General features: G+C 63.0%; 14 protein-coding genes. 10 read left to right on the plus strand and 4 right to left on the minus strand.

Going from position 1 to position 20,164, the window contains the following annotated elements; all coding sequences use genetic code 11:
- Positions 1-15: 15 nt before the first annotated feature.
- The 6 genes from LRS06_RS12900 to LRS06_RS12925 all read left to right on the plus strand — a co-directional run bounded on the left by LRS06_RS12900 (position 16) and on the right by LRS06_RS12925 (position 9,274).
- On the plus strand, positions 16-3,327 hold the full coding sequence (locus tag LRS06_RS12900; protein WP_257871846.1) for a hypothetical protein: 3,312 nt from the start codon (positions 16-18) through the stop codon (positions 3,325-3,327).
- On the plus strand, positions 3,308-4,036 hold the full coding sequence (locus tag LRS06_RS12905) for a DUF3857 domain-containing protein (RefSeq protein ID WP_257871847.1): 729 nt from the start codon (positions 3,308-3,310) through the stop codon (positions 4,034-4,036). Before LRS06_RS12900 ends, LRS06_RS12905 begins: the two co-directional genes overlap by 20 nt.
- A complete protein-coding gene (locus LRS06_RS12910) occupies positions 4,036-5,268 on the plus strand; it encodes a transglutaminase family protein (protein WP_257871848.1) in 1,233 nt (410 codons plus the stop codon). The genes LRS06_RS12905 and LRS06_RS12910 overlap by 1 nt, the downstream gene beginning before the upstream one ends.
- Positions 5,269-5,416: 148 nt before the next feature.
- Positions 5,417-7,408 (plus strand): DUF3857 domain-containing protein, encoded by a 1,992-nt coding sequence (locus LRS06_RS12915; protein ID WP_257871849.1) that lies wholly within the window; start codon positions 5,417-5,419, stop codon positions 7,406-7,408.
- A gap of 133 nt (positions 7,409-7,541) precedes the next feature.
- The gene (locus LRS06_RS12920; RefSeq protein WP_257871850.1) at positions 7,542-8,027 is read left to right on the plus strand and encodes a DUF4442 domain-containing protein; all 486 of its coding nucleotides are present in this window, start codon (positions 7,542-7,544) and stop codon (positions 8,025-8,027) included.
- A gap of 164 nt (positions 8,028-8,191) precedes the next feature.
- Positions 8,192-9,274: a 3-oxoacyl-ACP synthase III family protein gene (locus tag LRS06_RS12925; protein ID WP_374679426.1), complete on the plus strand. Its 1,083-nt coding sequence runs from the start codon at positions 8,192-8,194 to the stop codon at positions 9,272-9,274.
- Positions 9,275-9,420: 146 nt separating this feature from the next.
- Here LRS06_RS12925 and LRS06_RS12930 read toward each other — a convergent pair whose 3' ends face one another.
- Together LRS06_RS12930 and LRS06_RS12935 are read right to left on the minus strand one after the other, a co-directional pair.
- Entirely contained in the window at positions 9,421-10,977 is a 1,557-nt protein-coding gene (locus LRS06_RS12930) for a DNA integrity scanning protein DisA nucleotide-binding domain protein (RefSeq protein ID WP_257871852.1), read from the minus strand.
- Positions 10,978-11,070: 93 nt separating this feature from the next.
- The gene (locus LRS06_RS12935) at positions 11,071-11,889 is read right to left on the minus strand and encodes an energy transducer TonB (RefSeq protein ID WP_257871853.1); all 819 of its coding nucleotides are present in this window, start codon (positions 11,887-11,889) and stop codon (positions 11,071-11,073) included.
- Between the two features lie 118 nt (positions 11,890-12,007).
- On the opposite strand from LRS06_RS12935, the gene LRS06_RS12940 reads away from it, so the two are divergent.
- A complete protein-coding gene (locus LRS06_RS12940; protein WP_257871854.1) occupies positions 12,008-12,442 on the plus strand; it encodes a RidA family protein in 435 nt (144 codons plus the stop codon).
- Positions 12,418-12,975: a (4Fe-4S)-binding protein gene (locus LRS06_RS12945; protein ID WP_374679427.1), complete on the plus strand. Its 558-nt coding sequence runs from the start codon at positions 12,418-12,420 to the stop codon at positions 12,973-12,975. Before LRS06_RS12940 ends, LRS06_RS12945 begins: the two co-directional genes overlap by 25 nt.
- A gap of 493 nt (positions 12,976-13,468) precedes the next feature.
- Here the strand turns inward: LRS06_RS12945 and LRS06_RS12950 are convergent, their stop codons facing one another.
- Both LRS06_RS12950 and LRS06_RS12955 read right to left on the minus strand, forming a co-directional pair.
- Positions 13,469-15,055, minus strand: coding sequence for a response regulator (locus LRS06_RS12950; RefSeq protein WP_257871856.1), 1,587 nt, complete (start codon positions 15,053-15,055; stop codon positions 13,469-13,471).
- 5 nt (positions 15,056-15,060) lie between these two features.
- Positions 15,061-16,632 carry a hypothetical protein gene (locus tag LRS06_RS12955; protein WP_257871857.1) on the minus strand — a complete coding sequence of 524 codons (1,572 nt, stop codon included), beginning with the start codon at positions 16,630-16,632 and terminating at the stop codon, positions 15,061-15,063.
- Between the two features lie 444 nt (positions 16,633-17,076).
- Here LRS06_RS12955 and LRS06_RS12960 point away from each other — a divergent pair, with 444 nt between their 5' ends.
- Positions 17,077-18,906 carry a DNA mismatch repair protein MutS gene (locus LRS06_RS12960; RefSeq protein ID WP_257871858.1) on the plus strand — a complete coding sequence of 610 codons (1,830 nt, stop codon included), beginning with the start codon at positions 17,077-17,079 and terminating at the stop codon, positions 18,904-18,906.
- A gap of 279 nt (positions 18,907-19,185) precedes the next feature.
- A complete protein-coding gene (locus LRS06_RS12965) occupies positions 19,186-20,154 on the plus strand; it encodes a bestrophin family protein (protein WP_257871859.1) in 969 nt (322 codons plus the stop codon).
- The last annotated feature ends 10 nt before the right edge of the window (positions 20,155-20,164 follow it).

The following is a 20,164-nucleotide window of genomic DNA, read 5'->3' on the forward strand; positions in this document are numbered from 1 at the left end:
CGTTTTCCTGATTTTATGCGTCTGATTACTGCCAGCGGCGTACTGCTTGGGTTGCTTTGGGGTGCAGGTCACGCAGCGCTGGGGCAAAATGTCCCCAACCTGCCTCCGCTGGTTAGCTCTACCGAGGCCATCAAAGCCGGGGTAGCCCTGCACGACGAAGGCAAATTTACGGAGGCTATTGCCCGCTACCTGGCCGTGCCGGCCAGCGACACGAGCTATGCCCAGGTGCAGTCGGAGCTGGCGCTGTCGTACTACGCCAACAAGCAGTACAAGGAAGCCATTGAAGCCGGGGAGCGGGCCATGCTCATGGGCCACCAGGAGCCCGGCATCTACAATACGCTGGCTTCCGCTCAGGAGGAATTGCTGGGCTACGAAGCCGGGCTGAAAACCTACCAGCGCGGCCTGAAGCAATACCCTTACAGCCAGCTGCTGTGGTACAATCAGGCCCTCACCCAGAACATGGCCAACCAGCCCGAGGCGGCGTTTGCCAGCCTGCGCCGCAGCCTGGAGCTGAAGCCTCTGCACGCGGGCACCCACCTGCAGCTGGGCCAGCTGGCTGCCCGCCAGGGCCAGACAACCCACGCTATGCTCAGCCTGATGGCGTTTCTGGCCGTGGAGCCGGGCAGTGAGCGAAGCAACGGCGGCCTGGTGCTGCTGGAGCAGCTGGCCTCCCACGCTACGCAGTACGAAGACAAGGAAAAGCTGCCTTCCACGTTTCCCAACGCTGACTTTGAGGAGCTGGACCAGCTCATCGACGCCAAGATTGCGCTGCGCAAGGAGTACACCACGTCCGTGAAGTTCAACGCCAACCTGGTAAAGCAGGTGCAGCTGCTGGTGGAAAAATACCCCACCGCGGCCAGTCCGGCCGCCGACTTCTGGGTGCGGGCCTACTCGCCCCTGGTCGAAGCCCTGCGCAACCCCGACACGCGCACGGCTTTCACTTACTTCATCCTGTCGTCGGCCAATGACGCGGGCGCGCGCAAGTGGGTGAAGTCCAACAAAAGCAAGGTGGATAAGATGGCTGCCGCCGTGGGCCCTGCCCTGACGCGCCTGCGCGAGCAGCAGCCAGTCAGCTACAAAGGCTACCCTACGCAGCTGCCTGGCTGGTTTGATGAAGACGGCGACCTGTACGGCCTGGGCGCCGGCACGCTGGTTGAAGGCAAAGTGCAGGCTACCGGCCCCTGGCTGCTGATAGGCTACGGCGGCGCCGTGAGCGGGGAAGGCACCTTCGGCCCGAACCACGAGAAAACCGGCGCTTGGCGCTTCTATCAGGCCGATGGCAAGCTGGAAAGCACTCCCAGCTACGACGCCGAAGGCAAGCTAACCGGCGACTACCGCAGCTACCACGACAACGGGGCCCTGTCGGTGAGCGGGAAGTACCTGGCCGGGGAGCCCGAGGGCAAAGCCACTGTGCACTATTACTGCGGCACGGTGCGCGAGGCCCGCACGTACAAGACTGGCAAGCTCGACGGGCCGCTGGAGTCCTTCTATCCCGATGGCAAGCTGGAAGCCCGCAGCACGTTCCGCAACGACGAAAAGCACGGCACCGAAACCGGCTTCTACCCTGATGGCACCACCGAGTACGAATATACCTTCGTGGATGGGCGCCGACAGGGGCCGTTCGTGGTGTACTACCCCGGCAAGAAAATCGAGAAGAAAGGTAGCTACGACTTCAGCGAGCTGCACGGCGAGTACGCCGAGTACTTCGACAATGGCCAAGTGATGAGTGCCGGCTTCTACGAGCACGGCAAGCAAACGGGCACCTGGAAATCCTTTTTCCGCAACGGCCAGCTCAGCGAGGTAAACAACTTCGATGCGGAAGGTGAGCTGCACGGCCTTTACCAAGACTACGAGGACGACGGCAAGCTGGCCGCCGAAATCCAGTACGACCACGGCCGCGTCAGCTCCCTGGCATACTTCGATAAAGGCGGCAAGGAGCTGGCCCGTACCACCCTCAAAAAAGGTAGCAATGCTGTGCGGGGCCTCTATCCCAGCGGGGCCGTGGCGTATACTGGCGCCTACGTGGATGGGCAGCGCAGCGGCGAGTGGCGCTGGCTGCGCCCGGATGGCAGCGTGCGGCTGGTGCGCCAGTTCAAGGATGGGGCGCTGCACGGCCGCTCCGACGGGTTCTACCGCAATGGGCAGCTGGAGTCCCGGCAGGAGTACGTGGACGGCGCGCTCGACGGACCCACGACTTCCTTCTACCTCGATGGCGTGACGCGCCAGACGGGCTACTACCGCAACGGCCAAGCTGAGGGCCACTGGCAGGATTTCTACGCCGATGGTACGCTGAGCGAGGACTATAACATCCACGAGGGCGACTCCCAGGGCCCGGCCCGCAGCTACTCGCCCACCGGCAAGCTCACCGAGGAGCGCCGCAGCGCCAGCGGCCGCCTGCTGACCATGGTCGCCTTCGACTCCACAGGGCAGGTGCTGGACCGCGTGGAGCTGGGGCCCGAGGCCAAGGGCTACACCCTGCGTTACCCCGGGGGCCGCGCCCGCCTTACCGTGCCGCTGGGCTGCTACCAGCGTCAGGGCCTGAACACCTGGTTTTACTCGAATGGGAAGCCCTCGGCTACTCTGGCTTACCAGCGCAACCAGCCCGAAGGCCCTTCCCGCAACTACCACCCCAACGGCAAGGTGTCCACGGAAGGTCAGTACCAGAACGGGCAGCGCGAGGGCGAATGGAAATCCTACTATGAATCGGGGCAGCTGCGCTTTCGGGGCCGCTACCGCCAGGGCAACGAGGAAGGGGAGTGGACCTACTACTTCGAGAACGGCAAGCCCGATGTGGTGCTGACCTACGAAGGCGGCGAGCTGCACGGCGCCAACCGACAGTACAACCTGCTGGGTGAGCTGATGCTGGAGCGTATTTACCACCACGGCCTGCTGGCGCAGTACCGGCCACAAGCCGGCGCTACCGGTCCCACCCAGGCTGTGCCCGCCGGCCCCGACTTTGCGTTGCGCACGCAGTTTGCCAACGGCAAGCCCGCCGCTGAGGAAACCTACCGGGCCGGCTACGTGGAAGGCCCCCGCACCCTCTACTACAGCTCCGGGCAGGTGTACCGCCGCTCCGAAAACAAGCAGGGCGGGCTTACCGGGCTGCTCGTTACCTACTATCCCGACGGCAAAAAGATGGAGGAAGAGTACTACCTCCACAACGAACTGCACGGCCGCAGCAAATATTATCGGCCAAACGGCACGCTGGAGCGGGAAGAGACGTACCGCGCTGGGGAAAAAGCCGGGCCTACTGTATATTATGGGGCTGATGGGAAACCATTACGAACCGAAGTGTATTGGAACAACTATGTATACGGCACCAAATAACCGCCTGTGGGCCACCTGCCTGCTGGTCTTTTTCGCCCTCGCCGGCTCACTAACGGCGCGGGCCCAGCAAGCCGCTCAGCAGCTCACGCAGGCCCAGCAGCAGTACCCCGGCGAAAAGGCCGTGTACCTCGACTACCGCCAGGATCTGACGGTGGAAATCGTGGGCGACTCGGTGCAGGTGCTGGCCCGCCACCACTATGATATGCTGCACCTGGAGCCGCAGTCGGCCATGTACGCCGATGACCGGGTGTTCAGCTCCCACTTCAATCGCCTGCAGAAGGTGGAAGCCCGCACCCTCGTGCCCAACGGTCGCGACTACAAGACGGTGAAGGTGACGGACTTCAAATCGAAGTTTGAAACCCAGCCCGGTATTTTCTACGACGATACCCGCGTCACCACCTTCAGCTTTCCTCAGGTGGCGCCCGGCGTGCGCACCGTCTCCGACTATACCGTGCGCCACCCCGATTCGCGCTTTCTGCAGCCGTTCTTTTTCAGCTCCTACGTGCCCGTGCGCCACGCCGAGCTGACGATTACGGCCCCGAAAGGGGTGAAGATTGACGCCAAGCCCTTCCACACCGAGCAGGCAGGCGTGCAGTTCAGCAAGCAGGAAAAAGGCAATACGGTGGTGTACCGCTGGGTAGCCGAAAACCTGCCCACGCCCCCCGCGACGACAACGCCCCCGAAGGTGGCTACTACCGCCCGCACCTGATGTACTACATTGAGGAGGCCACGGTGGCCGGTCAGCCGCGCAAGTTGCTGTCAGGCGTGTCAGAGCTGTTTTCGCTTTACTCCGGCTTTGTGGGCCAGATGGAAAAGCAGGACGCGCCGGCTATGAAGAAGACGGTGGACTCGCTAATGGTGGGCGCCAAAACCGAGGAAGACCGGGTGCGCCGCGTGTTCTACTGGGTGCAGGACAACGTGCGCTACATTGCCTTTGAAAACGGCTTGCGCGGCTTTGTGCCCCACGCCGCTGGCCTGGTGTACGGCCGCCGCTACGGCGACTGCAAGGACATGGCCAACCTCACCCACGAGATGCTGAAGCTGGCCGGCGTGAAATCCTACCTCACCTGGATTGGCACCCGCGACCTGCCTTACCGCTACTCCGAAGTGGCCACGCCCGGCGTCGACAACCATATGATTGCCACTTATGAGGCCAAGCCCGGCCAGTACGTGTTCCTCGATGCTACCGGCCAGTACACCCCGTTCGGCCTGCCTTCGTCCATGATTCAGGGCAAGGAGGCGCTGCTGTCGTTGGATGGCAAGAACTACAAAGTGGTGAGCGTACCGGTGATTGAAAAGGAAAAAAACCACGTAGCCGACGTATCGACGGTGACGCTGGACGGCACCGGCCTGCGCGGCAAAGGCCAGCTTTCCATGGCCGGCTACCCCAAAATCCGGCAGTCGTATGCTCTCGACGGACTCGACCAGACCACCGAGCCCAAGTACCTGAAGCGACTGCTGGAGCGCGGTAACAACAAGTTTTTCGTGGATAAGTACGCCGTGCATAACCGCGAGGAGCGCGACCAGCCCCTGACCATCGACTACGAGTACCACGTGCAGGACTACGTGCAGAAGCTCGACGACGAAATCTACGTGAACCTGAACCTGGAGCAGCCCTACGCCAACGACCGGATAGACCCCACCAAGCGCCGCCTGCCCCGCTACAACGAATACAACCACACCGACCACACCCGCACGGAGTTTGAAATTCCGGTCGGCTACGATGTGGAGTACCTGCCCGCCAACGCTGAAGGCAAAGACAAGGTGCTGGGCTTCAACATTCGCTACGAGCGGCAGGGCAACAAAATTGTGCAGAGCAAGGACGTGTACGTGAACTACCTGCTGCTGCAGCCCACCGAGTTTGCCCAGTGGAATGCCATGGTCGATAAGCTCACCGCCGCCTACCGCGACGTTATTATCCTCAAGCGCAAGAAAGCCTAGCCGTTTTCGTTTGCACATGGTTGTCATTCCGACCACGGGGAGGAATCTGGGTCACTGCCGTTGAGTAGCTTGCCTCAGATTCCTCCCTGCGGTTGAAATACCAGGCCGTTTTTCCTCCGTCCTTTTCCTTTCCGTTTACCTATTCCGCATGAAATCCAGCGTGTGGGCCCGCTTGTGGGCCGTGCTATCCATCAGTTTGCTCACCGGGCCCTTACTGCTGGCCCAATCCATTCCCGCCAACCTTCGCCACGGTGCCTACACCTGGCAGGCCAAGCGCGCCCGCCTGCCCATTTCCGCCGCCGATGCCCAACTGCCCGCCGTGGTAGTGCGCGACTTTACGGCCCACGAGTACCTGTTTGATGAGAAAGGGGAAAACCTCCAGATCTACAGCACCGAACACCGCATCGTGCGCGTGAACTCCGCCGACGCCATCGAGCGGTTCAACAAAATCTACATTCCGGTGCAGGATGGCGGCCAGCTGCTGTCCATCAAGGCCCGCACCATCAGTCCGCGCGGGGAGATGGTGGAAGTAAACCAAAGCAACATCAAGGAGCTGCAGGACGACGACGGCGACCGGCGCTACAAGATCTTCGCGGTGGAAGGCGTGGAGAAGGGCAGCGAGATTGAGTACGTCTACACCCGCTCGCGCCCCATGCGCCTCTACGGCCGCGACTACCTCCAGAGCGAAACGCCCGCCCGCGACGTCACCTTTGAGCTGATTACGCCCGAGGCCCTGCGCTTCGACGTGCGCATCTACCACGGCCCCAGGGCTGAACGCGACACGGTGGTACAGGGCAAGCGCGTGACGCGCCTGCACCTGGATAAAGTGGCGCCCGTGCGCGAGGAGGCTTTTGCCAACGTGCAGGCCGAGCAGATGCGGGTGGAGTACAAGCTGGCCTACAACCAGGCCCGCGGAAATGCCCGCCTCTTCACCTGGACCGACGCCAGCCAGTACCTGTACGAGAACATCTACTCGCTATCCAAGGACGACAACAAAGCCGTAGACAAGCTGCTCAAGCAAGTCAGCGTGCCGGCCGGGGCCGCACCCGAAGCCAAAATTCAGGCCGTAGAGCAATATGTGAAGGGCAACTTCAACCTCGACCCCAGCGCCGATGGCGGCGTTGCCCAGTCCATTTCCACCCGCAATGCCTCCGAAAGCGTGTTCACCAAGCTGTTTGCGGCCTTGTTCACGCGCTTGGGCGTGGAGCACGAGCTGGGCTTTACCACCGGCCGCGACCAGGCGGTATTCGACGAAACCTTCGACACCTGGAACTACCTCGACAACGCCATCTTCTATTTTCCCGGCCCCAAGCAGTGGCTGGCGCCCGCCCGCCCCGACTACCGCTACGGCATGATTCCGGCCGAGTGGACAGCCAACCAGGGCCTGTTTATCCGCACTGTGAAGCTGGGTAGCACCACTTCGGCAGTTGGTAAGGTGCGGGCTATTCCGACCCTCACGGCCGCCCAGAGCAGCAATGACCTCGACGTGAAAGTGCAGTTTGCACCCACGCTAGACAAAACCACCGTCGATATCCGCCAGGTGTTTGGGGGCTATAACGCGCAAGCCATTCAGCCCTACTACTCCTTCATTCCCGAAGACAAGCGCACCGAGGCCATGCAGGAGCTGGTGAAGGCCAACGTGAAGGATGCCACCTTCAAAAGCCTGAAAGTAATTAATGGGGAGCGGGGCCTGAGCCCGCTGAGCAAGCCTTTTATTGTGGATGCCACTGTGGAATCGGGGGCGCTGCTGGACCGGGCGGGGCCGCGCTACCTGTTCCGCATCGGGGAACTGATCGGACCGCAGTCGGAGCTGTATCAGACCGAGGAGCGGCAGTTCGACGTGGAAAACGACTTCAACCGCAGCTACCACCGCGTCATCACCTTCGAGCTGCCCGCCGGCTACCAGGTGCGCAACCTCCAGGACCTGAAGGCCGACGTGCAGGCCGGTACCGACGCCAAAGCACCCGTGTACTATTTCCGTTCGGGCTACCAGCAGCAGGGCCAGCAGGTCACCGTCACCATCGACGAAGTGTACGACCAGATTCGCTGGCCCAAAAAGGACTTCGAGGCTTACCGCAACGTCATCAATGCCGCCGCCAACTTCAATAAGGTAGTGCTGGTGCTGGAAAAGAAAAGCTAGAAAAAGCCCCTCACCCGAAGAACTGCCCGCAACGGCGCCAGCTACCCGCTAGCTGGCGCCGTTGCCGCGTCTGGCGTGGACGGTCAGGTTGAATAATAGTCGGCATGCCGAACTTTTCGTACTTTGCTTTTCTATGGACAAAGCTGCTACTTTCCGCCAAACCATTCTGAACCCTGCCAAGCTGCGGGTTTTTATGCTCAAAAGTTTGCCCATGGCCTACCTGGCGGGGCTGCGCGTGGTAGCCCTCACGGCGGAAGAAGCGGCCGTGACGGTGCCGTTCAAGTACCTCACCAAAAATCCATTTCGCAGCATTTACTTTGCCTGCCTGAGCATGGCCGCCGAAATGGCCAGCGGAGTGCTGGCTATGCAGCACATCCAGGCGGCGGCCGGCTCGGTGTCGATGCTGGTGGTGGGCCTGCAGGCGGAGTTCACCAAAAAGGCCGTGGGCCTCGTCACCTTCGACTGCGCCGATGGCGGGCTTATTGCCGAGGCAATTCGGGAAAGCCGGGCTACGGGCGAGGGATGCCCCGTGGTATGCACCAGCACCGGCCGCGACGAGGCCGGCGACGTAGTAGCCACCTTCCGCATTACCTGGTCGTTCCGGGCCAAAAAAGCCTAGCCTACGGCGGCAGCCGTTGGGCTTGCCGTTTATTTTGCGACCTTGCACCGCTTTGGTAGCGGCTATCCTGGGAAAGAACCGCTTGTTGAGCCCGGTTAGCATTACTCTGGTGGCCCGCGTCCAACGCGCCCAACCCTGAACTCTTACGTCATTGCGCCCGCGCCATGAGCATGAATCGGTATTCCGTTATAACGGCCACGGGCAGCTATTTGCCGCCTCGTACCGTCTCCAACCAGCACTTCGTCGATACTGCGTTTTACGACGCCACCGGCACCCGTCTCGATAAGCCCGGCGCCGAAATAACGTCCAAGTTCGAGCAAATCACGGAAATCGGGGAGCGGCGCTACGCTACCGATGACCTGGTGACCTCGGACTTGGGCTTTCTGGCCGCCGAGGCCGCCCTGGCGTCCTGGGAAGGCAACCCCGAGGAGCTGGACTACATCATCGTGGCTCACAACTTCGGCGACGTGGCCGCCGATAACCGGCGTACCGACATGGTGCCCACGCTGGCCGCCCGCATCAAGGCCCGGCTGGGTATCCGCAACCCCTACACCGTAGCTTACGACCTGCCGTTTGGCTGCCCCGGCTGGCTGCAGGGTGTTATTCAGGCCAATTACTTTCTGCGCTCCGGCGACGCCAGCCGCATCCTGGTCATCGGCACCGAAACCCTCTCGCGGGTGTGCGACCCCCACGACCGGGACAGCATGCTCTACGCCGACGGGGCCGGGGCCGTGGTGCTCGAAGCCCGCGCCAGTGCTGAGCCGGTAGGCATTCTGGCCCATCTTACCCGCTCCGATACCGCGCAGGAAGCACACCTGCTGCGCATGGGAGCATCTTATAGCCCTACCTATCCTGCCGGTGACCTGTTTCTGAAGATGGACGGGCGCAAGCTCTACGAGTACGCTCTCAAAACCGTACCCCAGGCCATTCAGGCATGCCTGGAGAAGGCGGGCGTGCCGCTCACGGCGGTGCGCAAGGTGCTTATTCACCAGGCCAACGGCAAGATGGATGAGGCCATCCTCAAGCGCCTGTATGCGCTGTACAACCTGCCCGTCATTCCGGCTGGTGTGATGCCCATGACAATTTCCTGGCTGGGCAACTCCTCGGTGGCTACCCTGCCCACGCTGCTGGACCTGCTGCTCCGCGGGCAACTGCCCAACCAGCGCATAGAGGCCGGAGACGTAGTGGTGTTTGCGTCCGTAGGCGCGGGCATGAACATCAACGCCATGGTGTACCAGGCCATCTAAGCCCCGCCGCTCGGCTCCTTCTCGTATTGGTTATTATATTGATAGCCAAAGTATAGAAATAATAATAGTTGACATAAAAACCCCTTCCGGCAGCCTGAATAACGCATTCAGACTGCCGGAAGGGGTTGGTGTTTGCGTGAGCGCCGCTACTCGTCCAGGTTTTCCTTGGTGATGACATCGACGAGCTTATCCTCACTGACGACGATAGCCAGGCAGGGGTAGGGCGAGCTTTCCACGTAGCGGATAGCTGAGTTGTAGCGGGCACCCCGGGTACTGGTGCCCCGGCCGGTGGCCTTGCCGTCCAGGATGACGCCGATAGAGTAGCAGTAGCCGTCGGGGTCGAGGAGCACGGCGCCGTCGATGGCGGTAATGAGGCGGGTGATGAGGGGCGTGAGCGGTACGGGCTCGATGAGGGTACACTGCAGCTTGAGGCGGTCGGCTTCGGCCAGGGCCTCGGTGGTGATGACGAGCAAGGTGCCGTGCTTCTGGCGGCTGGCTTCAAGCACCACATCCCAGAGGCGCTCTATTTTGGCGTTATCGGTAAGGCCGAAGGTGCGGCGCAGGTCGCGGCGGAAGTGGGTACGGTTGAGGCGGGTTCGGGGCAAAGCGGGCTGGCCGTAGTTGGCGCGCATGAGCACCTGCCCATCGTGCTGAAACTCCCAGATGTAGTGCTTCACGAAGTTGATAATGAACAAATCTTCGCGGGCAGGGTCGTAGTGGCCCACCAGGCGGCCCAGGGCGTACACGTTTTCGCCGTCGGCCAGCAGGCTCACGTCGGGCGTGGTCATCTCCAGCAGCTTGCGCACGGCGCGGTAGTCGGTGAGCGGGGTGGGGCAGGTGAGGGCAAAGACTTCTTCCAGGTTGGGGTGGTGGCGGCGGGCTAAGAGCAGCTTGCCCACGCCCTCGGCGCCCTCGTAGCGTAGGGAGGAAATGGTGTTGCAGGTGGCAAACAGCTTGGCGTCGTTGGGGTCGAGGCCCAGGTCCTGGGCGGGCGTATCCATAAACAGCCGCCCCGCCGCCCGAATTACCTCCTCCGTGTCGCGGGGGCGCATAAAGAGGCTGAGGCCGGGCTCGGTTTCATTCAGGGCTTTCCAGCATTCCTCGTGAAAGCGCATCACCACCGACTGGATAAGCGAAGTAGCCAGCGGGCGGCCATCGGTGTAGAAGCGCAGGGGCTCCAGGGCAGCGTAGCGGCGCAGTACCTTGGCATTGAGCTGTAATACCGTGAGCACGAAGTGGTTGTGTACCAGAACGGGCAGCCCCACAAAGCTTGCGCGCTTGGTGGCGGAAGGGTCGGCATCAAATACTTCCTGCACGGCCCGGCGCAAGGCCACGGCTTCCTGCCGCCACTGCTCAAACCACTCCGATACCACCTCGTAGCCCTGGAAAGGCCAAGGCTCCTGCTGTTGCAGTTCCTGGCCCCGCTGCCGCACGGCGGCAAACCGCTCCCCGTGCAGCAGCGCCCCATCGGGCTCCAGCCGGATGAGCGGGCCGCCTTCCCCCTCGGGCGTGGCCGGAATGCCCAGCAGCAGCACCGTGGGGTTCAGCTCCTCGTCGAGGGCATCGAAAATGCTTTGGGCACTCTGCTGGGCGGCCTGCCGAAAGCGGGCCTGGTGAGGCCACATAGCCAGCGGACCCACCACGGGCTCGGGCACGAGCGGTTGAACGGGCGGAGCACTCAGCAGAGGTAGGGGGGCAAGCATGGGAAAGAATCAGGTAGGGGAATAGATAGCAGAGCAGAGTAGAAGGTGATGCTTAGTGCAGGTGAAGCATGCCCCGTGACAACTGGCTGATGGTTACAACTGGAATACAACCGGCAACACCATCTTTTGCTTTATGGGCTGGCCCTGATAGGTGGCAGGAACCCATTTGGGCGAGGCCTGAATCAGGCGCACAGCTTCTTCGTCGCAGCCCGAGCCCAGGCGTTTCACCGGCTTGATGTCGGTGAGCGTACCGTCTTTCTGGATGATGAACTCCACAATGACGCGGCCCTCCACCTTGCGCTGCCTGGCCTGGGCGGGGTATTTCAGGTTCTGCTGAATCCAGGCAAAAAAGGCATCGGTGCCCTCCACGGGGCGGGCGGGCTGGTCGGGCGCTACCACGGTGGGTTTGTCCATAGCCGCTGGTGCCGGCGGTAGGGCGGGCGCTGGCGTAGCAGCGGGAGCAGATGCAACGGCCGGGGCACTCTGGTCGGCCGGAATCTGGAAGGTGATGGGGATGCTCACGCGCATACGCACTTTCTCGCCCCGGTTCTGGGCGGGCGTCCACTTCGGGCCTTCCTTGATGACGCGCACGGCCTCCCGGTCCAGGTCGGGGTCAATGGGCTGCTGGGGCTCCACGTGCGACACCACGCCCGACTTCTCCACCACAAAGGTGACTACAACCGTGCCCTGCGTGCCGCGCTGCAGGGCGGCCGTGGGGTAGTTCTGCTTGTCGGACAGGTACTGCGCAAAGGCCTCCATGCCGCCTACGGGCACGGCCGGCTGGGCCGCGGCTTCGTAGATTTTGTCTTCGTCGGGCTTGGGGGCTTTGAGTTTTTTCTGCGCCTGGGCGGGTGCCAGGGAAAAGGCCAATAGGCCGGCCAGCAACACGCAACGGGAAAGCAACTGCTTCATAGCAAAAGGGGCTAGCGGGAAAGGGAAGTGGACCGGGCGGCCCGGCTTCTCAACGGCGGAAACCGGCTGGCGGGTTCAGCCTCTATACAAAGAGTCGAATTTCAATAGATTTGACTTTATGAAAGCCGAAGAAACTTCCGTTGCCCACCATTCCAGCCGCGCCCCGGAGCCCGTGGGCCTGTACCCGCACGCCCGCCGCGTCGGCCAGTTGCTGTTCCTATCGGGCGTCGGCCCGCGCCAGCGCGGCCAAGCGGCCGTGCCCGGCGTGGAGCTGGACGAGGCCGGCCGCATCCTGCGCTACGACTTCGAAAGCCAGTGCCATGCTGTGTTCCAAAACGTGCGCTATATCCTGGAAGAAGCCGGGGCCCGCTGGGAAGACCTCGTGGACGTGACCGTGTTTCTGACCAATATGCGCGAGGACTTCGCTACCTACAACCGCCTCTACGCCGAGTACTTCGCCGGCAGCCAGCCTTGCCGCACCACCGTCGAAATCAACTGCCTGCCCACGCCCATTGCCATTGAGCTGAAGTGTATAGCCGTGGTAGCCGGGTAACAGCTGATGCTACTGGCGCCCGTGCGGCGCGTTATGTTCTCTTTTATGCAGCCTATCGTCAAGCACTACACCAACGGGAGGTAACCATTGTGTGGCAGCCGGCCCTGTGCATCCACTCCAAAAACTGCGTGCGTGGCTTGCCCGGCGTGTTCAACTTCGAGCGCCGTCCCTGGATTGACCCCAGGGCAGCTTCGTCTGAAGCCATGGAGCGGCAGGTAGAGCCGTGTCCCTCGGGCGCCCTCGGCTACTTCCGCAACGCCGGGCTGCTCGCAGCTTCTGCCGACAATGCCCGCGCCACGGCCGCCGAAGAGCCGGTACAGCCTGCCCAGGTGCGGGTAGAGGTGAAGCCAGGCGGGCCGCTCATTGTAACAGGTGCGCTGGACGTGCTCTTTCCCGATGGCCGCACCGAGCAACACCCCCGCACGGCTCTGTGCCGCTGCGGGCAGTCGGCCAACAAGCCCTACTGCGACGGGGCGTACCACCGCCTGCCGCCGGGTTGGGACCCTGAAACCTCGGCGGCCCGGCCGGCCTAGCTTGCGCTGATCGGGGCAGAACAGCGGCCACGTAATACCATAAAGGCTGACATTGACCAGCATGTTATCAAAGGTCACGCCCCTCAGTCCACTGCTGGCCGGAATAAGTAGTTGTATACACCTCCGTGCTGGCGACGGCCACGCTGTAGTTGCCGGAGGTATTGTAGCGCACCGCTCCCATTACTGATCTGGTTTTGGCGCGCGGCCTGCATGTTGTTGCCGGTGGTGTTGGTGACTACTCTTGCCCACCGAGCTGACCATACCCGCCCGCACGTTGCCCGCCACATCATAAAAAGAAGCCAGCCCAGGTCGGTAATTATTGCTCGGCAGAATTTGGATATGGCATTGAAACCGGGTCACACTTCTGACATTCTTCGCCACCTCCATTTATCAATCTTTTGGCAGGAGTTTGTCTGAATCCGGGCCGCTTGCTCCGGGGTTACCCGCTGGTCGCCCACGCCGCTTTGTCCCTCTCCCCACGCCAGCCGGCGCGCTAGGCCGGGGCCGCTCGGTAGTCGCTGGGCCGGCGGCCAAACCGCTCGGCGTATAGGTTGCTGAAGTGTTTGGCTGAGGCAAATCCCACCGCGTCGGACACTGCCGTCACCGTGCCAAAGCCGCCGGCCTCGAGCAACTGCCGGGCCTGATGCAGGCGCAGCTCGCGCAGCCAGGCCGCCGGCGTGAGACCCGCCAGTTCGCCCAGGCGGCGGTAGAGCGTCCGCTCACTCAAGCCCAGCAAGCGGGCCAGCTCTACCGGGCCGAACTGCTCGTTGGATAAATGCCCGGCTGCCTGCGTTTGCCACTGAGCCAACTGATTGCTTGTTCCGGCCGACGGGGCTAACGGTTCGGTGGCTACTGCTGCCGCTTCTGTTTCTGGTGCCACCGGCACTACAACGGTAGCTATAGGCGTGGTGCCGTTTTCGTTCAAGCCATCCTCGGGCAAGCTGGTAAACTGGCGGCGCACGGCGTGGCGCACCAGCAGCGTCTGCACGCGGGTGAGCAGCTCGGCCGGGGCGAAGGGCTTAGTCAGGTAGTCGTCCACACCCACGGTGAGGGCTTCCAGGCGGTGGCCCTCATCGGCGCGGGCCGTGAGCATGAGCACGGGCAGGCCCGCCCGGGCGGAGTCGGCCTTGAGGCGGGTCAGCAGCTCGGTGCCGCTCAGGCGCGGCATCATGGCGTCGGTGGTAATCAGGTCCACGGGCGCTTCGCGGGCCAGCAGCTCCAGGGCATCTTGGCCATCGGTGGCGGTTAGCACCTCGTAGGCTGGGCTCAGCAGCTCCTGCAGGTACCTGCGCAGGTCAGGCTCGTCTTCTACCACCAGCACCCGGGGGCGGGGTGGCGTATGCGCGATAAGGTCAGCAGTAAGCTCCGGGGGCGCAACATTCTTGTTCAGTTGGCTTTGCGCTTTACTGTCTTCTTCTCTTCGATCTTCGCTCTCCTCTATTGACTCTACGACCACCTCGGCCGGGAAGCGCAGCGTAAAAGCCGCGCCCTGTCCCAGCTTGCTGGCTAGCGTGAGGGTTCCGCCCAGCAGCGTGGCCAACTCCCGGCTCAGGGCCAGGCCTAGCCCGGTGCCGCCCTGCGCCTGGTTTTGCGGACTCTGGTAGAACCGTTCGAACACGCGCTCTTGCTCGACCGGCGCGATGCCGGGCCCGGTGTCGCGCACGGTGAGGGCGTAGTAGCCGTCGGGGCCGGGCAGCGCGGCCGTCATGGTCACTATGCCACCGACGGGCGTGTGATTCAGGGCGTTGATAAGCAGGTTGGTTAGAATCTGCTCCACCTTGTCGGAATCCACTAGCAGGTGCAGCTCATCAGGCAGGCTTTCCGGGCCGTGTAGGCCCAGGCTGCGGGCGGCAGCCAGCGGCGCAAACTGCTCCACCACCCGACGCAGAAACGGGGCTATGGCAGTGGAAGTAGGCTGCACCGGCAGACGGCCGTCCTGCAAGCGAGTTAAATCCAGGATGCGGTTTACCAGCTCATTGAGCCGGCCAGCCTGGTGGTGGGCCATGGCTATGGGGCCACGCAAGGCGGCAGGCAGCGGCTTTGCGGGGTTTTTCAGCAGCGTTTCGAGGGGAGCCAGCACCAAGGTTAGGGGGTGCGCAGCTCGTGGCTGGCATTGGCAAAGAACTGGTTTTTGGCGGCATCCAGCTCCTCCAGGCGCAGGGCCTGGGTTTCGAGCTGCTGCCGCTGAGTGGCCAGTAGGGTATTGTCGCGGCTTTTTTGGCGCGCACTACGCCACAATAGCCCCGCCAGTCCGCCCAGTGCCGCCAGGCCGGCGAGCAGCCCGCCCAGCTGCACCCGTTGCTGCTGCACCTGGGCCGTGGTACGCCGCTGGGCACGACGCAAGTGCTCAAGGCGCTGTTGCTGGGCCCGATCATCCTGCTCAAATTCATACCGGGCTACGCGCGTGGCTACCTGCGCCGCCTCCAGCGTATCGGCCAGCGCCAGGGCTGCTAGGCCATAGGTGGCCGCCTGCGCCGGCTGGCCCTGCTGCTGGCAGGTAGCGGCTAAAGCGCGCAGGTAGTCCAGGCGCAGGGCCGCCTGCTGCTCCTGCCGGGCCTGGCGCAGGGCCGACTCCCAGGCCACCAGCGCCCGCGGCGCATCCCCAAGGGCGGCGTAGTAGCGGGCCCAGGTGGCCTGCAGTTCGCAATTTCCCCCGTAGGAGCGCAGCGGTATGTGCAGTGAGTCGGCCAGGTGCTGGGCTTCCTGCAGCAGCGGGCGCACAGTGGCCGGTTGGCCCAGCGCCAGCAGGATAGCGCTTTGCTGTACCAATCCCAGGGCCCGGTCATAGGGAGGGAGCGTAGCTTCCGGCCGGCGGGGTTGCTGGGCCCGGGCGTTGTAGCGCAGGGCCTCCTGATAGTGCCCCAATTGCAGATGCGCCCAGGAAATGATTCGGTTCATTACCCGGTAAAAAGTAACCGGCGGGGTGCCGGGCATGGTCAGCGCCTTTTGCAGGTAGGGGAGGCCCCGGGCATAGTTGCCCCACTCGGTGTACAGCATGCCGATGGCCCCCAGCTCGTTGTAGTACCGAAAGGTCGAGCACGTGCGAAACAGCTCGGCGGCGCGCAGGCGCTGACTGATAGCCTGGTTGTAGTCGCCCAGCGCCCCGTAGTAGCGGCCCAGCATCCGGTAGCAGATAGCGGCATTCATCACGTTGCCCTGCTGCTGCTCGTGCGCCAGCCGCCGGGAAAAGAAAGCCCGGTTGGCCTCGGGTTGCTCCAGTTGGCTGTTGGTTGCCTCAATCCATTCCAGCAGATAGGGGTGCGGGCCGTTACCCAGGGCATCGTAGGCATGCAGGGCCGCGAGCAGGGTGTCGCGTATGGCCGGCAGGTTAAGTGTCGGGGCCAGCGCTAATTCATCGAAGGCAACCACCCGGCGCAGCGGCTCCCGCTCGGGGTAGCCTAGCCGGGCAGCCAGCCTTTGCGCCTCTTGGTGCTCACGGAGCAGATCGGGCAGCTTCTCCCGCGAGAGGTCCGTCAGGTGGAACAGGTGGGAGAGGGTTTGCAGGCGCAGCGTATCGGCCTGCTGCCCGGCCAGCACTTGGCGTAGCGAGTCGTTGCTGGCATCCCAGTAGCGGTGGTCGAAGCGCTGGGTCTGCAGCCGACGCTGGTACTGGGCAACCTGCTGTGCGCTGGGCTGGGCCGGTCCAACGATAGGCAAACCCAGCAGCAGTGAAAGTAGGAGGAATATGCGCCCCGCCCAAGTAAGCCGCTGCTGCCTGAATATTGCTGGGAAATAAACCATCAGTGCTCAGCTACGAGCATGGAGCCCGACTATAAATAGTAGTCAAATGTACACATTCCTTTATCTGTTGGTACATGTTCAGGACAATACAGCAACATTTCGGTGCCCTAAAGCGAGGTTGAGATGAAAGACATTCCAAAAGCCGGCTTCAAAACCAGAAAGGCACGCCACTGCCCGGTATAAGACCGGTAATAGCAGGCCGGTTAAGACAGTTGGGGAAGCATGGCAAAGCAATGTAGCTTGTTATAAACACTCTGCTTGCTGCCTGGCTAACTCCGGGCGCCGGTGCTGCCTGTCGACAGCTCCCGGGCAGTCCGGCGGCCGGCGCGTACCTTCGCCTGTCCGCCGACTTCCGCTGCCGTGTCTATCGAATCTTCTGCTTTCCGCCCGCTTTCCGTAAATCCCGCCGAGCTGTTTGCGGCCAACCTGCTCGCGCACGCCGAGCGGGAGCAGTACTTCGCCCGCCGCCATCAGGCCGTGGCCTGGCTGCGGGTGGCCGTATTCGGAGGTGGGGCTGTGGCCGCGTACTGGCTGCTAAAAGACCAGAAGTGGCTGGCCGGCCTGGGCGTGGTGCTGGCGACTTACCTGGTGTTTGTGCTGGTGCTGCGCTGGCATGCCCGCCTGGGCTACCAGCGCCGCCACTTTCAGCTGCTGGGCCTTATCAGCCAGGAGGAGCTGCACCGCCTGGCCGGTCGCCTTACCAACTTCGACCCCGGCCTGCGCTACCAGGACGCCGCCCACGCCTATACTTCCGACCTCGACGTGTTTGGGCCGCACTCCGCGTTTCAGCTGCTGAGCCGGGCCACCTCCCGGCTGGGGCAGGATGCGCTGGCCGGCTGGCTGCAGCAGGCCGCTGCTCCTGCCGAGGTGGAAGCCCGGCAGCAGGCCGCCACCGAGCTGGCGCCCGATGCCGCCTGGCAGCACGAGTGGCAGGCCCGCGCCCGGCACTTCCCGCACCAGGCCGACGACCCGCGCCGCTTCACGGCCTGGCTGCGCGAGCCGGACTTCTTTGCCGATAAAACGTGGCTGAAAGCGCTGCTGTTTGTGCTGCCGCCGCTGGCCTTGGCCAGCCTGGGCTTGTGGCTAAGCGGCCGGCCTTTCCTGGTGGTAGTGCCGTTTCTGGCGCTGCTGGGAGCCATCAACCACCGCTACCGCGCGGCCCGCGACGCCTACTTCGACCATAGTGAGCAGATGCACGACGTGCTGCGCGCCTACCGCGACCAGCTGGCCTTGCTGGAAGCCCGCGAGGTGCAGGCGCCCCGGCTGCGGGCGTTGCGCGGGGTGCTGCTCCCGGAAGATGGGCAGCCGGCTTCCGTGCAGCTCGGGCAGCTGGCTACCATCGTGGAGTATTTCTCGATGCGTCAAAGCACGCTGGCAGCCTTCTTCGCCAACAACCTGCTGTTCTGGGACTTCTTCTGGATGTGGCGGCTCGAAGGCTGGAAGCGCCGCCTGGGCTCCCGCCTGGACGAGGTGCTGGACGTGGTAGCCGAAACCGAAGCCCTGGTGAGCCTGGCCGCGTTTCAGCTGGCTAACCCTACGTACGCCGTGCCGGAAATCAGCGCGGAGGCGTTGGAGTTCACGGCTGAGGGCCTGGGCCACCCGCTGATCTTCTCGGCGGAGCGCATCACCAACGACTTCAGCACGGTAGGGGCGGGCCGCACGGGCGTGGTCACGGGCTCCAATATGTCGGGCAAAACCACATTCCTGCGCACGGTAGGGCTGAACATGGTGCTGGCTCTGGCAGGGGCGGTGGTGTGCGCCCGGCGGCTGCGCGTGCGTTCTGCCCAGGTGTACACGGCCATGCGCACCCAGGACAACCTGGCCGAAAGCACGTCCTCCTTCTACGCCGAGCTCAAGCGCCTGCGCCTGCTCCTGGAGCTTACCCAGGCCGGGCAGCCGGTGTTTTACCTGCTCGATGAAATCCTGAAGGGCACCAACTCCCTGGACCGGCACCGGGGCGCCCGGGCCCTCATCCACCAGCTGCACCGGCTGCCGGCCAGCGGCCTCATCAGCACCCACGACCTGGAGCTGGGCGCGCTGGCCGAGGAGCTGCCCGGCTACGTGACCAACTACAGCTTCAACAGCACCTTCGAGGGCGAGCAGATCCTGTTCGATTACCGCCTCACCCCGGGTGTGTGCCGCTCCTTCAACGCCAGCCAGCTTATGCGCCTCATGGGTATTGAAGTGTGAACGTACACGGCTGAATGGTTTTCTGGTTGCCGGGCTATTGAAGTTTAGGCCGGCTTGACTCCGGCCGGTGGCATTCCAGGTAAAGCCAGAGCCGGGCAGCCCAACGGCTGGTATGTAGGTTGCCGCCTCAGTATACTTGAGCTGTACCCTGGCAACGACTAGCCCGGTTACTTGCGTAAGCAGGCAGCCGCACCGCTCTGCGGCCATTCAACTAGAAACACCATCCAACCAGAAAACCATTAGCCATGCAGCCATTCAACCATCAACCCAATTGCCTCCGTGTACATCCGTAACAACCTGCGCTGGCGCCTGATCTGGAAAGGGGCGTGGCGAAACATCCTGATTTTTACGCTGTATTCCCTGCTGGTGTGCATCATCTACGGGCCCATCGACTTTCACTCGCTGGCTATTCCGTGGCAGCCGGTGGCCACGCTGGGCATTGCCGTGTCGTTCTATATCGGTTTCAAAAACAGCGGCTCCTACGACCGTTTCTGGGAGGGCCGGCAGATATGGGGCGGCATCGTGAATGCCAGCCGCACCTGGGCCATTCAGGCGCTGGAGTTCGTTACGTCGGTGGTGGATGCGCCCGGCGTGGAGGCCCCGGCGGCCTCGGCGGCGGAGCTGACGGACCGGCACCGCTGCCTGGTGTACCGGCACGTGGCCTGGTGCAATGCCCTGCGCCTGCAGCTGCGCCGCCAGCCCGAGCTGTGGGACACGGAGGTGGCGCCCTTCCTGCAGCCCGAAGAGTCGGAGAAGATGCGCCGCTTTCGCAACCCGCCAGCCCAGCTTCTGCGTCAGCAGGCCGCCGATTTGCGCATTCTACGGGAGGAGCGGGGGCTGCTCAACGACTTCCAGCACGTGACGATGATGAACTCCCTGGAGCAGCTCTACACCTTGCAGGGCGGCTGTGAGCGAATCAAGAATACGCCGTTTCCGCGCCAGTACGCCTTTTTTAGCTACGTGTTTGTGTGGCTGTTTGCGGCGCTGCTGCCCCTGGGCCTCATCGGCGAGTTTGCCCACATGGGTCCCGACCACATCTGGCTGACGGTGCCTTTCTCCGTGCTGGTGTCGTGGGTGTTCAACACCATTGAAGTGGTGGGCCACACCAGTGAAAATCCGTTTGAAAACCAGATGAACGACGTGCCCATGACGGCGCTGTGCCGCAGCATCGAAATTGACTTGCGCGAAATGCTGGGCGAAACCGATATTCCGCCCAAGCTGGAGCCCATCAACGATATCCTGTATTAGAGCCGGTGTA

The sequence above is a fragment of the Hymenobacter sp. J193 genome, from assembly GCF_024700075.1.
GTDB lineage: Bacteria > Bacteroidota > Bacteroidia > Cytophagales > Hymenobacteraceae > Hymenobacter.

What these genes read in the sequence shown, in the direction of transcription:
- LRS06_RS12900 (WP_257871846.1), top strand. Translation starts at nt 16, where the DNA reads ATGCGTCTGATTACTGCCAGCGGCGTACTGCTTGGGTTGCTTTGGGGT.
- LRS06_RS12905 (WP_257871847.1), top strand. Translation starts at nt 3,308, where the DNA reads ATGTATACGGCACCAAATAACCGCCTGTGGGCCACCTGCCTGCTGGTC.
- LRS06_RS12910 (WP_257871848.1), top strand. Translation starts at nt 4,036, where the DNA reads ATGTACTACATTGAGGAGGCCACGGTGGCCGGTCAGCCGCGCAAGTTG.
- LRS06_RS12915 (WP_257871849.1), top strand. Translation starts at nt 5,417, where the DNA reads ATGAAATCCAGCGTGTGGGCCCGCTTGTGGGCCGTGCTATCCATCAGT.
- LRS06_RS12920 (WP_257871850.1), top strand. Translation starts at nt 7,542, where the DNA reads ATGGACAAAGCTGCTACTTTCCGCCAAACCATTCTGAACCCTGCCAAG.
- LRS06_RS12925 (WP_374679426.1), top strand. Translation starts at nt 8,192, where the DNA reads ATGAGCATGAATCGGTATTCCGTTATAACGGCCACGGGCAGCTATTTG.
- LRS06_RS12930 (WP_257871852.1), bottom strand. Translation starts at nt 10,977, where the DNA reads ATGCTTGCCCCCCTACCTCTGCTGAGTGCTCCGCCCGTTCAACCGCTC.
- LRS06_RS12935 (WP_257871853.1), bottom strand. Translation starts at nt 11,889, where the DNA reads ATGAAGCAGTTGCTTTCCCGTTGCGTGTTGCTGGCCGGCCTATTGGCC.
- LRS06_RS12940 (WP_257871854.1), top strand. Translation starts at nt 12,008, where the DNA reads ATGAAAGCCGAAGAAACTTCCGTTGCCCACCATTCCAGCCGCGCCCCG.